The 13,048-nt window shown below is 66.2% G+C and carries 11 protein-coding genes; 5 read left to right on the top strand and 6 right to left on the bottom strand.

What is annotated here, in order from left to right:
* Window positions 1-119: 119 nt before the first annotated feature.
* Entirely contained in the window at window positions 120-1,634 is a 1,515-nt protein-coding gene (locus ACVOLQ_RS21365) for an acetyl-CoA hydrolase/transferase family protein (protein ID WP_481529237.1), read from the bottom strand.
* 281 nt (window positions 1,635-1,915) lie between these two features.
* Here ACVOLQ_RS21365 and glnE point away from each other — a divergent pair, with 281 nt between their 5' ends.
* Window positions 1,916-4,741 carry a bifunctional [glutamate--ammonia ligase]-adenylyl-L-tyrosine phosphorylase/[glutamate--ammonia-ligase] adenylyltransferase gene (glnE, locus tag ACVOLQ_RS21360; RefSeq protein WP_481529236.1) on the top strand — a complete coding sequence of 942 codons (2,826 nt, stop codon included), beginning with the start codon at window positions 1,916-1,918 and terminating at the stop codon, window positions 4,739-4,741.
* Between the two features lie 36 nt (window positions 4,742-4,777).
* On the opposite strand, the gene ACVOLQ_RS21355 is transcribed toward glnE, so the two are convergent.
* From ACVOLQ_RS21355 to ACVOLQ_RS21335, 5 genes are all read right to left on the bottom strand, one after another.
* Window positions 4,778-5,341 (bottom strand): queuosine precursor transporter, encoded by a 564-nt coding sequence (locus ACVOLQ_RS21355; protein ID WP_481529235.1) that lies wholly within the window; start codon window positions 5,339-5,341, stop codon window positions 4,778-4,780.
* Between the two features lie 490 nt (window positions 5,342-5,831).
* Entirely contained in the window at window positions 5,832-6,335 is a 504-nt protein-coding gene (locus ACVOLQ_RS21350; RefSeq protein WP_313173352.1) for a hypothetical protein, read from the bottom strand.
* Window positions 6,336-6,367: 32 nt separating this feature from the next.
* On the bottom strand, window positions 6,368-6,895 hold the full coding sequence (locus tag ACVOLQ_RS21345; protein ID WP_481529234.1) for a hypothetical protein: 528 nt from the start codon (window positions 6,893-6,895) through the stop codon (window positions 6,368-6,370).
* The gene (locus ACVOLQ_RS21340) at window positions 6,892-7,773 is read right to left on the bottom strand and encodes a DUF2145 domain-containing protein (protein WP_481529233.1); all 882 of its coding nucleotides are present in this window, start codon (window positions 7,771-7,773) and stop codon (window positions 6,892-6,894) included. Before ACVOLQ_RS21340 ends, ACVOLQ_RS21345 begins: the two co-directional genes overlap by 4 nt.
* 92 nt (window positions 7,774-7,865) lie before the next feature.
* Window positions 7,866-8,984: a serine hydrolase domain-containing protein gene (locus ACVOLQ_RS21335; RefSeq protein ID WP_481529232.1), complete on the bottom strand. Its 1,119-nt coding sequence runs from the start codon at window positions 8,982-8,984 to the stop codon at window positions 7,866-7,868.
* Between the two features lie 92 nt (window positions 8,985-9,076).
* Between ACVOLQ_RS21335 and ACVOLQ_RS21330 the strand changes: the two genes are divergently transcribed.
* The 4 genes from ACVOLQ_RS21330 to ACVOLQ_RS21315 all read left to right on the top strand — a co-directional run bounded on the left by ACVOLQ_RS21330 (window position 9,077) and on the right by ACVOLQ_RS21315 (window position 12,855).
* Window positions 9,077-9,973 carry a DMT family transporter gene (locus ACVOLQ_RS21330; RefSeq protein ID WP_282271380.1) on the top strand — a complete coding sequence of 299 codons (897 nt, stop codon included), beginning with the start codon at window positions 9,077-9,079 and terminating at the stop codon, window positions 9,971-9,973.
* A gap of 306 nt (window positions 9,974-10,279) precedes the next feature.
* Window positions 10,280-11,287: a methionine ABC transporter ATP-binding protein gene (locus tag ACVOLQ_RS21325; RefSeq protein ID WP_481529231.1), complete on the top strand. Its 1,008-nt coding sequence runs from the start codon at window positions 10,280-10,282 to the stop codon at window positions 11,285-11,287.
* Window positions 11,284-11,976: a methionine ABC transporter permease gene (locus tag ACVOLQ_RS21320; protein ID WP_313173347.1), complete on the top strand. Its 693-nt coding sequence runs from the start codon at window positions 11,284-11,286 to the stop codon at window positions 11,974-11,976. The genes ACVOLQ_RS21325 and ACVOLQ_RS21320 overlap by 4 nt, the downstream gene beginning before the upstream one ends.
* A gap of 84 nt (window positions 11,977-12,060) precedes the next feature.
* Entirely contained in the window at window positions 12,061-12,855 is a 795-nt protein-coding gene (locus tag ACVOLQ_RS21315) for a MetQ/NlpA family ABC transporter substrate-binding protein (RefSeq protein ID WP_313173346.1), read from the top strand.
* Window positions 12,856-13,048 lie beyond the last annotated feature (193 nt).

Raw genomic sequence — 13,048 nt, 5'->3', positions numbered from 1 at the left:
GGCGCCGCCACATCTCCCGCCACCCGCCCCCCCCCCCCCCCCCCCCCCCCCCCCCGCTCCTGGGCCCCCCCGCCCCCCCCCCCCCCGGCCCCCCCCCCCCCCCCACTACAGGTTTGGCCTCAGGCCTTCATGCTGCCGGTGTCGATGTAGCGCTGGTGCCAGGACAGGGCTTCGGGCAACAGATGCGGGGTGTGCTTGCCGTAACTGTCGCGGCAGGCGCGGTCGAAGTAGTCGTTGAGCTGGTCGCGGTAATCCGGGTGCGCACAGTTGTCGATGACCTGGCGCGCACGCGCACGCGGCGGCAGGCCGCGCAGATCGGCCAGGCCCTGCTCGGTGACGATGATCGAGACATCGTGCTCGGTGTGGTCGACATGGCTGACCATCGGCACGATCGCCGAGATCGAACCGCCCTTGGCCGTCGACGGGCTCAGGAAGGTGGACAGGAAGCCGTTGCGGGTGAAGTCACCCGAACCGCCAATGCCGTTCATGATGCGGCTGCCCATCACGTGGGTGGAGTTGACGTTGCCGTACAGGTCCACCTCGATCATGCCGTTCATGCCGATGCAGCCCAGGCGGCGCACCAGTTCCGGATGGTTGGAGATCTCCTGCGTGCGCATGATGATGCGCTCACGGTAGAACTTGATGTTGCGCTTGAACTCCTCGTTGGCTTCCGGGCTCAGCGCGAAACCGGTGCACGAGGCGTAATCCAGTACACCGGACTTGAGCAGGTCCAGCATGCCGTCCTGGATCACCTCGGTGAACGAGGTCAGGCCGCGCAGGCCGCTTTCGGCCAGGCCGGCCAGCACCGCATTGGGAATATTGCCCACCCCCGACTGCAACGGCAGCAGGTTGGCCGGCAGGCGGCCCTTGGCCACTTCGTGCTTGAGGAACTCGATCAGATAGCCGGCAATCTGGCGGCTGTCCTCATCGATCGGCTTGAACGGGCTGTTGCGGTCCGGGCCGTTGGTGCGCACCACCGCCACGATCTTGTCCGGGTCCACGCTCAGCGTGGTCTGGCCGATACGGTCGTTGGCATGGGTCAGCGGGATCGGCTTGCGGTGCGGCGGCAGCGCGGTGCCGTAGTAGATGTCGTGCATGCCCTCGATATCCGCGGGCTGCCACTCGTTGACCTCGATGATCACCTTCTTGGCCAGGTCCAGCCAGGTCTTGTTGTTGCCGACCGAGGTGGAGGGCACCAGCGAACCGTCTTCGCGGATCGCCGAGACTTCGATCACCGCCGTGTCGATCTCACCGTAAAAACCGAACCACACGTGCTGGGCGACATGGGAAAGGTGGATGTCGATGTAATCGAGCTTGCCTTCGTTGATGCGCTTGCGTGCATCCGGGTCGGTCTGGAACGGCATGCGCATGGCGATGGCATCGGCCTTGGCCAGCGCACCATCCAGTTCCGGTGCGGTCGACGCGCCCGTCATCAGCTTGATCTTGAACGGCTGGCCTGCGGCGTGCACGTCTTCAATGCGCTGTGCCAGCGCCAGCGGCACCGCCTTGGGATAGCCGGAACCGGTGAAGCCGCTCATGGCCACGGTTTCGCCGGGCTGGATGAAGGCTGCGGCTTGTTCGGCGGAAACGATGCGGTCGCGCAGGCGCGGGTCCAGGATGCGTTCGACAGACATGACGACTACGGTTTGTTGGGGGGATGGCTGATTATCGCGGATCGGGGTGAACAGGGGGGTTCTACCTTGGTGGGATGGTCTTTGCGGTTCCAGTGCTCTTGTACTCCCCAGTATTGTTTTGCACTGCAGCGTGCAAGTTGTTCGCGCAGCCCGCAGGATCGCCCTGCATCCCGACGTGGGGGAGGGAGCAAAGCCCGCTGACAGTTCGCTGTCAGCGGGCTTTTTTATTGCCTGATCGGCGGAGATGGCGACCGCTGGCCCGCGGATGCCAGAATCGGCGGATGAACCAAATCGCCCCCGCAGCACCTGAATCTGTTCAGCCTGTAATCGAACGCGCCTTGGCCCGACTGAAGCTGGCCGCGCCGGATCCGGTGCAATGGCCGCTCTCGCCTGCATTCGAGGCCGGTTTGCGGCAACTGGCGGTTGCCAGCGATTTCGCCATCGATACCCTGTGCCGGCAGCCGGAACTGCTGCAACTATTGGCCCAGGCCGATCCCGCGCCACTGCCGCTGCCCATGCTGGACCCGTTGCAGCCCACGGCCTGGCCGACCCAGTTGCGCCGCTACCGCGCCGCCGCCTCGACCCGGCTGATCTGGCGCGATCTGCTTGAACTCGACGATGTCGATGCCACCCTGGCGGGCGCCACCGGCCTGGCCGAGGAATGCCTGCAGCTGGGCCTGGACGCGCTGGAGCAGGAGTTCGCCAGCCGTCATGGCGTGGTCCGTAACGCCGATGGCAGCGCACAGCGGCTGGTGGTGTTCGGGCTGGGCAAGCTCGGCGGCGGCGAGCTGAACTTCTCCTCCGATATCGATCTGGTCTATGCCTATCCGCACAACGGCGAGTCCGATGGCGCCCGTCCGCTGGCTGCCGAGGAGTACTTCGCGCGCCTGGGCCAGCGCTTGGCGCGGCTGCTTGATGAAACCACCGCCGAGGGCTTCAGCCACCGCGTCGATCTGCGCCTGCGCCCGTTCGGCAGCGCCGGGCGGGTGGCATTGTCGTTCGCGGGCATGGACCAGTATTTCCAGCGCGAAGGTCGCGATTGGGAACGCTACGCCTGGATCAAGGCGCGCGCGGTGGCCGGCGACATCGCTGCCGGTGAGGCCTGGCTGGAGACGCTGCGGCCGTTCGTTTACCGACGCTACCTTGATTTCACCGCACTCGATGGCCTGCGCGAGATGAAGGCGGCGATCACCGCCGAGGTCGCGCGCAAGGACCGGCTGGACGACATCAAGCGCGGCCCCGGTGGCATCCGCGAGATCGAGTTCCTGGCGCAGGCACTGCAGCTGATCCGGGGCGGCCGCGAGCCGGCCCTGCGCGAGCGCCGCCTGTTGCCGGCACTGCGCGCGCTGGTCGACGGCGGGCAGATGGCGGCCAGCGATGGTGATGACCTGATCCAGGCCTATCGCTTCCTGCGCCGCGTCGAGAACCGCCTGCAGATGCTGCGTGATGCACAGACCCATTGCCTGCCCAACGATCCGCTGGATCGCCTCCGCATCGCGCTTGGGCTGGGTTATCCGGACTGGGAAGCCTTGCTTGCAGCCTTGAACGAACAGCGCGAGCGCGTCAGCGTCGAATTCGGGGCACTGCTGGCGCCGCGCCAGGGCCAGGCGGCGCCGGACGTGCTGTCCAGTTATTGGCGGGTATTGCCTGGCGGCGGCAGCGCCGAGGTGCTGGCCGAGGCCGGCTTTGCTGACGCCAATGGCGCTGACCAATCGTTGCGCGAGTTTGCCCAGTCGCTGGGGGTGAAGTCGCTGTCCGACAGCGCCCGCGCGCGCCTGGACCGGGTGCTGCCGGCGCTGCTGCACGCCGCCACCCGCTCGCCCCAGCCCGACGCCGCGTTGCGCCGCGTGCTCGGCCTGCTGGCCGCCATCCTGCGCCGCACCAGCTATCTGGCGCTGCTGGACGAGCAACCCAGCGCATTGACGCGATTGGTCAACGTGCTGGCGCGCAGCGCCCTGCTGTCCGAGCGGCTGGTGGCTTTCCCGCTGCTGCTGGATGAGCTGCTGGACACGCGCGTGGCCGGGCCCATGCCCGAGGCGCAGGAGATGCACGACGCCTGCGCCAGCGCGTTGGCCATCGACGACCCGGAAGCCGCCCTGCGCGCGCTCAACGAAGTACGCCTGGCGCTGAGCTTCCGCATGGCGCTGGCTTTCCACGATGGCCGCCAACGCGCGGTGGACTGCACCCGCCAGCTGGCGCAGCTGGCCGACGCGGTGGTGGTGACGGTATTGCAGATGGCACTGGCCGACATGCGCCGGGCCCACGGCGAAATCCCCGCCGGGCGCTTTGCCATCATCGGCTACGGCAGCCTGGGCGGCGTCGAGCTGGGGTTCGGCTCGGACCTGGACCTGGTGTTCCTGTACGACAGCCCCGCCGGCGTAGAGGCCAGCGATGGCCCGCGCCCGCTGGACCCCGGCCGCTGGTTCGCGCGGCTGGCGCAGAAGGTGATGGCCCTGCTCGGCGCGGTGACTGCTGCCGGCCGCCTGTACGACATTGACGTGCGGCTGCGCCCGGATGGCGGCAAGGGCGCGCTGGTGTCGTCGCTGGCCAGCTATACCGAGTACCAGCGCGAGCGTGCCTGGACCTGGGAGCATCAGGCGCTGGTGCGCGCCCGTGCGGTGGCCGGTGATGCCTCGCTGCTGGCCGATTTCGAGCAGGTACGCAGCAACACCCTGGGCCGCGCACGCGACCATGACAGTCTGTTCGGTGATGTGCTGAAGATGCGCGCGCGCATGCGGGCCGAGCTGGACCGCAGTGATGCGGCGCGGCTGGACCTGAAGCAGGGCGCAGGCGGTCTGGTGGACCTGGAGTTCGTGCTGCAGACCGGCGTGTTGTCGCAGGCCCAGCATCACCCGGCACTATGCGAGCCGCGCGAGACCCCGTTCCTGATCGCCGCGCTGGCCGCCGCCGGTTGGTTGCCGGGCGATACCGCGGTGGCCCTGCACGACGCGCATGCCACGCTGCTGGACGTGGGCCTGTCCTGCACCCTGGACCGGCGCCCGCGCATCGCCACGCCCACGCCTGAGATCGAGGCTGCCTGCGCGGCCATCACGGCGGCGGCAATTGCCCAGGGCTTGCCGTTCGAGCCGGGCAAGCACGCCGAATGAGCACGCCAACGGCCCGGCCAGGCGCCGGGCCGGGAATCAGCGGGCGTTGCCGCGCAGCGGCGCCATTTTCCACAACAGGGCGCGGAACGGGGCCAGTAGGCAGACGCCGATGGCCAGCTTCACTGCCAGGTCGCCTGCGGCCCAGCTGACCCACGGCAGCTGCGAGCCGGCAAAGGCGATGGACCAGAAGATGGCGGTATCGACGGTGGCGCTGCAGGTGGTGGCCACCATCGGTGCACGCCACCAGTTGCCGGCGCGCAGCCGGTCAAACACGGTGATGTCCAGCAGCTGCGCGACGATGAAGGCCGAGCACGAGGCCACCGCGATGCGCGGCGTGGCAATCCACACCGACAGCACCACCGCCACCGCAAAACCGGCCCAGGCAACGCGGCGTGCCGCCTGCGGGCCAAAGCGGCGGTTGATCAGGTTGCTGACCAGGAAGGCGATCGGGTAGCTGAACGCGCCCCAGGTGAGCCAGTCATTGATCGGGTACTGCACCAGCACGTTCGAGCCCAGCACCACGGCCCCCATTGCCAGCACGGCCAGCAATAGTGAGGTTGGGGTCAGCGGAGCGAAGCGGATGGACGGATGTGAGGACATGAACGGGCACAGGCAGCGCCGCCAGGCACTGCATCGATAGAGGAGGGGAAGGGCCGTGCCCGGGAGGGCAGGTCAGTGGCCATTGTAGCGGCTGTGGCCGAGACGGATGTCAAGGCGGCAGGCGTGCATACGGCCTGCGATCCAGAGAACCAGAGCCCCTCTCCCGCACGCGGGGTGAGAAGGGCTGCTTGCGAACCAAAGGTTCGCAGCCATTCGAACGACCTTGCGCCAGCGCAAGGGCCGGGGCGCGGAGCGGGGGTTGGGGTGAGGGTGGCTTTTGCCTGTGCGTTTGGCCGGGCTTGTATAGAGGCTTCAAGAAGCAAAAGCCCAACGCCCAAGCCAAAGCCAAAGCCAAAAAACCCTCATCCGCCCCCCGCCTTCGCGGGGGCAGGCTCTTCGGGCACCTTCTCCCGCTTGCGGGAGAAGGGAGGCATCAGACTTTTCTACGATCTGCAGCCTTCAAGCACCACAGCCTCAAAGCACTACACCCTCAAAGCTTCCCGCTATGACTTACCGACGCCGCCTCAATCGCCGGTACAAAGGTAAGCACCGCACCATCTTCCGCACGCAACATCCAACCCGCACCCTGTGGGCTCGGTGTAAACGCCACGGTCTGCCCGAGCACGAAGTTGGCGGCCGGGTTGTCCTCGCGCTGCGGCCAATGCAGTGATGCGGTGTTGGCCGCATCCAGGGGATCCGCCAGCGCGACACTGCGGCCGCCATCGGCATCCTCGGTAATCGCTTCGACCTTCATGTCCGGCAGCGGGCCGGCGCTGATGCGACCTGCCTGGCGTCCAGTGGAGGCCGTGGACGACTTGTCGGCAACCGATGCGGCCAGCAGCAAGGGGGCGGACACCAGCATCGATGCGCCGGCCGAGGTCACCAGCGTGGAGACCTCGGATCGATTCAAGCCGTCACCGGCATAAGCGGGTGCGATTGCCAACAGCGCACTGATGGCTGCGCCGCAGGCCAACAGGGAAAACGTTGATTTCATGGGGGCGTTCCTCAAGTACCGCGAATAAAAAATCAAAGCGTGCCGGTGCGGCTTTCATCCACCGCCTCGATGGTGGGCACGAACGCCAGCGCCGCACCTTCCGGGTTGCGCAGCATCCAGCCTGCACCTTGCGGGCTGGGCTGGAACGCGATCTTCGTACCCACGGTGAAACCTGCAGCCGGGTCATCCTCGCGCTTTGGCCACTGCAGGGTCGCGCGGTTCTCGACGTTCGCAGGGTCTTCGAGAACGACGCGACGACCACCATCGGCGGCGGTATCCACGGATTTGACCTCCAGATCCGGCAGTTTCCCGGCACTGGCGCGGCGCTTTTCGTCGCGGCGTTCGCTGGATTCCTTGGACATGTCGGCCGCGCCGCGCACACCTGCGGCGGACAGGAAGATGGGGCCGGACACCACCATCACCACGCTGGAGCCGGTCACCAGCATCGAGACCTCGGAGCCATTGAGGTGAGGTTCGCCGGCCCGCACCTGGGCTGGAGCCACGGCCAGGGAAAGGGTGACGGCAAAGGCGAGGGCACTGCGCTTGATCAAGTGGTTCATGGCGTGGCTTCCTGTTGTGGCATGGGGGCTTGCCTGTTGCTTCCGGCCATCGCCGGTACGGGTATCTGATGGGCAACGGCGAGTTCGCGCTCCAGCGCACCGCTGCGGTGCAGGAAGTCGAACACCGACTCGACAGTCACCACCGAGTAGTTGCCGGAAATGCGCTCGCTGGCCGGGTGGTCGGTGACCGCCACGTTGTCGGCAAGGAAGCGTGCGCCCAGCCGCTTGCCGATGCCGATGTGCATGCGTGATGGCGTATAGCCTTTCTGCTTGAGCCATGCCAAGGCGGTATCGCGGTTGTCCAGCGCAGTGTCACCGGCCGCCTGTGCCATCGCCGCAGCTGTGACTTCCAGGATCCACTGGTTGGAATTCTGATACTCGCTGCTGCCGGGGTAGGCCAGCATGCTGTAGCGCGGTTCATGCAGTGCGCGTGCCTGTGGCGCGGCACCGGCGAGCAGGGTCTTCAGTGCAGCACGTACTTCTGGCGTAGGAATGCCGACGCGCAGGTCGGTGGTGATCGAGCTCTCGCCGACCAGGTTGACCAGGCCTTCGCGATACAGGTCCGAGCTGTCGGTCTTGCAGCGGTTGAGCAGGTGCACTACGTCCCAGCTGCCGCTGTCGTTGCGCACCAGGAAGGCGAGGTGGCTGTGGCGCAGCCCGTACTTGCTCAGGTCCTGGCCGCCGCGCGCAGCGATAGCCACATCCACGCCGGGCAGGGCGTCGAGCGTATCGGCGGTGACCGCGGCCATGTCGAACATGGCGGCAATGGTGGTCGGCGGTGGATAGCGCGGGCTGCAGGCCGGTTGCGCGAATACCGGGGCGGCGAGGGTGGCCAGGCTCAGTGAGGCGGCCAGCAATAGTGTCGTGCGAGGTTTCATCGGCGCGCATCCTTGCATGGGGGTTGGGAAAGATTCGTTAGGAGCCGATGCAGGTGCGACGAGCCGACACCTGCCGTTGGCGGGATTTTCGTTCACGGCTGCTTCCATTGCGCGTGCAGCAGGCCGGAAACCGCAAAACAGGCCGGCGCATCCTTGTTGGACAACACGATCACCGTCTCGCCGGTTGCCGGGTAATGGCGCACGTCGGTGCAGACACCGTCGGTGCTGCCACCATGGCCCCAGCGGAAGTCGCGGGCCGGCACGTCCTTGCCGTAGCCGGTGGCAAAAAAGCCCAGGCCCATGAACTCGCGCTGGGTCTGGGTGGCTTGTTCGAACAGCGCTGCTGGCAGCAGCTTGCCGCCATTCAAGGCTTGCACGAAGCGGAACATGTCACGCGCATTGCCGACTTCGCCACCGGCGGGCAGGCCACGGCTGGGTTGGGTGGCGCAGTTGCGCACGCGCTTGCCATCCACCTCCACATAGGCCCGTGCCAGATCGGCGGCGGGATCGTCGCAAGCCACGAAGCCGGTATGTTGCATGCCGGCCGCTTGCAGCACGTGCTGGCGGATGTAGCTCTCGAAATCCTGTCCGGAGAGGACTTCCAGCATCCGCCCCAATACCAGGTAACCAAAGTTGCCGTATTTCTGCGCGCTGCCAGGTGCGAACTCCGGTGCACGCCCGGCATGCAGCGCGACCATGTCCTCCAAGCTGCGCAGGCGCGCGCGATCGGCACTGTGTTCTGCACCAAACAGTTCATCGATATCCCCTGCACCGGCGCTATGTGTCAGCAGCTGGCGCACGCTCACCTCATTGGCGAACTGGCGGTTGGGGTAGTCCTTGAGCACCTCACCGACTTTGCTGTCCAGGCTGAGGCGACCGGCGGCGATCTGCTGCAGGATCGCCACGCTGGTGAACATCTTGCCGGCCGAGGCCAGGTTGAAGCGGTCATTTACCTGCAGCGGTGTTTCCTGCTGCTCATCGCGCGTGCCATAGGCTTTCTCGAAGACCACGTCATCGCCGCTGGCGATCAACACCGTGCCCGAGAACTGCCCGGCGGCCTGCAGCCCCAGCGCAAAGCCATCCAACTGTGCCAGTGCTTCGGCGCTGGGTGCCTGCGCGGCGGCGACACTCCAGGGCAATACAGCGAGCAGTAGCGGCGCAAGGCGCAGCAGGCGAGGCGTGGTGCTTGGGTGCTTCAGTGGTTTGCGCATGTTCGGGCCCCAGCTGCAGATGGCCAGAACATAGCATCGACCATTACCGGTGGCAGTCTGCAAGCCGGGCCCGGGCAGCGGATAATGGGAGCATGTCGCCTACCAAATCCCCCGTGCGTGCCATCGTCTGGATGCTGGCTGCCGTCGCGTTCTTCTCCTGCATGGACGCCGGCATGAAGATGCTGTCCAGCAGCTATCCCACCTTGCAGGTCACCATGCTGCGTGGTGCCGCCTCGTTGCCGTTTGTCCTTGTATGGGTGCTTGCCACCGCCGGGCCGCGCTCGATCATCCCGGTGCGTTGGGGCCTGCATCTGCTGCGCGGCGTGCTCGGCATGGTGATGATCGGTTGCTTTGTCTATGCCTTGCGCACCTTGTCGCTGTCCACCGCTTACACGATCTACTTCGTCGCGCCCTTGCTGGTGGCGGCATTGTCGGTGCCCTTGCTGGGTGAACACGTGGGGCCACGCCGTTGGGTAGCCATCGGCATCGGCCTGATCGGTGTGTTGGTGGTGCTGCGCCCGGGCGTGGATGGTTTCATCTCGTTCCCGGGCCTGATGGTGTTGTTGGCGGCGACGGCTTATGCAATCGCGGCGGTCACGGTCAGCCTGCTGACCCGTACGGATACCCCGCAGTCGATGGTGGTCTGGTTCCTGTTGATCATGGCGATCGGCGCTGGCTTGCTGGCCTGGCCGCAATGGCAGCCGCTGCAGTGGAAGCACGCTGCGCTGATTGCTGGCATGGGCCTGGCCGGGGCGCTGGGGCAGATCGCGCTGACCCGCGCGTTCCAGCTGGGCCAGGCCTCGATGATCGCGCCACTGGAATACACCGGCCTGGTCTGGGTGATCGGCTGGGACGTGCTGCTCTGGCAGAAGCTGCCCGACCGCTGGACCTGGATCGGCGCCGGCATCATCGTCGCCAGTGGCCTGTACCTGCTGCACCGTGAACGCGTGCAGCGGGCACAGCGGCCGGATCAGATCGATCATCCCTGAAAGCCTACCCCCTTGGCTTCGAGGGGGCGTAGTGCCGAGCCATGCTCGGCAGGGGCTTTGCCGGCAGACTCAAACGGCATCAGCCGCGAAGCAGATGGACCACCAGATCGCGGCAATACCTGTTCATCTGGCATCACCAGCTTCGCGGCTGACGCCGCTCCCACAAGCAGAGCTCCCCCCAGCACAACCCCGACTGGTTTCACTTAGAACCAAAAGGAATAAGATTCCGGTTTGCGGCACGCGCGCCGACGGCCCGGCGCTGCTAGGCTGCACGCCCCCTTCTTATGCCCTCCGGTTGCCCTGGCAGTGATCGAGTTCCAGCACCTGCAGAAAGCTTATGCCGTCGACGGCCGCGCGATCACCGCGCTGCATCCGCTCGACCTGAAGATCCAGGCCGGCGAAGTGTTCGGCATCATCGGCCACTCCGGTGCCGGCAAGTCGACCCTGATCCGCCTGATCAACCGGCTCGAGGAGCCGAGCGGCGGCCGGGTGCTGGTCGATGGCCAGGACGCCACCGCGCTGGACACCGACGGCCTGCGTGCGCTGCGCCGGCGCATCGGCATGATCTTCCAGCATTTCAACCTGTTGTCGGCGCGTACCGTGGCTGCCAACGTGGCCTTCCCGCTGGAATTGGCAGGTACGCCCAAGGCCGAGATCGATGCCCGTGTCGCAGAGTTGTTGCGTATGGTCGGGCTGGAAGCGCATGCGGCCAAATACCCCTCGCAGCTGTCCGGCGGGCAGAAGCAGCGTGTCGGCATTGCCCGCGCGCTGGCCACGCGCCCGCAGATCCTGCTGTGCGACGAGGCCACCAGTGCGCTGGATCCACAGACCACCGCTTCGGTGCTGGCCCTGCTGGGCAAGATCAACCGCGAGCTGGGCCTGACCATCGTGCTGATCACCCATGAGATGGATGTGATCCGCCGCGTCTGCGACCGCGTTGCGGTGCTCGATGCCGGCCACATGGTGGAAATGGGCCCGGTCACCGAGGTATTCCTGCACCCGCAGCACCCGACCACGCGCCGTTTCGTCTCCGAATCCGAGCATGTGGACGAAGGCGAGCAGCTGCGCGATTACGCCGCCGTCGGTGGCCGCATCGTGCGCCTGACCTTCCTCGGCGATGGCACCTATGAGCCGCTGCTGGGGCGCATCGCCCGCGACACCGGAGTGGACTACAACATCCTGACCGGCCGTATCGACCGCATCAAGGACACGCCCTACGGCCAGCTGACCGTGTCCCTGGTGGGCGGCGACCAGAATGCCGCGCAGGCGGCCTTCGTCGCTGCCGGTGTGCACGTCGAGGAGCTGCGCCGATGATCATTGCAACTGCCGCCGAAGGCTTCTTCCGCCACCTGGATGCGGGCAAGTGGGCCGATATCGGCCAGGCCACCATCGACACCTTGCTGATGTTGGCGGGCTCGCTACCGCTGACCCTGGCGATTGGTTTGCCGCTGGGCGTGCTGCTGTTCCTGACCGGCTCGCCGCAGCTACACCGCAAGCCGCTGGTCTACGGCATCACCGCCTTGCTGGTGAACCTGCTGCGCTCGGTGCCCTTCATCATCCTGATGATCGTGCTGATCCCGGTGACGCTGGCGATGATGGGCACTTCGCTGGGTGTGCGTGGCGCCATCCTGCCGTTGGTGGTGGGCGCTGCACCGTTCTACGCGCGCCTGGTTGAAACCGCGTTGCGTGAAGTCGACCGTGGCGTGATCGAAGCCAGCCAGGCGATGGGCGCGACCACCCGGCAACTGGTCTTCAAGGTGTTGCTGCCGGAAGCGCGACCGGGCCTGATCGCTGGTGCCACCGTCACCACCATCGCGCTGATTGGTTTCACCGCGATGGGCGGTGCGATTGGCTCCGGCGGCCTCGGCGACCTGGCTTTCCGCGACGGCTACCAGCGCTCGCATACCGACGTGGCACTGGTCACCGTGGTGCTGCTGCTGGTGTTGGTGCAGCTGCTGCAGATGCTCGGCGACCGACTGGTTACGCATTACAGCCGCAAGTAATGGAATGACCGCAGGGTCGGCGCGCAGCGCGCCGGCCTGTTAGCGTATGTCCACACCATCCTTCCCCACGGGATCACGTTACCGATGAACAAACTGCTCAGCTTTCCCCTGATTGCCGCCGTGCTGGCCCTGTCTGCCTGCGCCAAGCCTGCCGCCGACGAGTCCAAGCTGGTGGTTGCCGCGACTGCCGTGCCGCACGCCGAGATCCTGGAAGTGGTCAAGCCGTTGCTGGAGAAGGAGGGCGTCAAGCTCGACGTGCGCGTGTTCAACGACTACGTGCAGCCCAACGACCAGCTGGTGCAGAAGCAGGTGGACGCCAACTATTTCCAGACCGAGCCTTACCTGAAGGCCTATAACCTGGACCGCAAGACCGACCTGGTCACCGTCACCGGCGTGCATATCGAGCCTTTCGGTGCCTATTCCCGTCGTTTCAAGTCGCTGGCCGAACTGCCCAACGGTGCCGACGTGGTTATCCCGAACGACCCCAGCAACAACAGCCGCGCGCTGATCCTGCTGGACACCGCTGGCGTCATCAAGCTCAAGGACCCGAGCAACGCGCTGTCGACCCAGCGTGACATCACCGAAAACCCGAAGCAGCTCAAGTTCCGCGAGCTGGACTCGGCGATGCTGCCGCGCGTGCTGGACCAGGTCGACCTGGCCCTGATCAACACCAACTACGCGCTGGATGCCGGCTTGAATCCGACCAAGGACGCACTGGCGATTGAAAGCAGCCAGTCGCCGTACGTGAACTTCCTGGTCGCACGCCCGGACAACAAGGACGACGCCCGCGTGCAGAAGCTGGCCAAGGCCCTGACCAGCCCGGAAGTGAAGTCCTTCATCGAGCAGAAGTACAAGGGCGCGGTACTGCCGGCGTTCTGATCGTCACCGCTTGGCCGGGATCGCACGGTAGTGCCGAGCCATGCTCGGCATGGGGCCTTCGCGATAGTCCAAATGTAGTGCCGAGCCATGCATGGGAGATGGGGACACGGGGAACCCCCAATAGGAGCGGCGGTAACCCCCCACCGGCAATAGCCCCCGCGGCCCCCCACAATTCGTAACGAAAGTGCGCTTG

This window comes from Stenotrophomonas sp. STEN031, from assembly GCF_056759975.1.
Note: the sequence above shows the minus strand (reverse complement) of the source record. Positions and strands in the feature narration are given on the sequence as shown.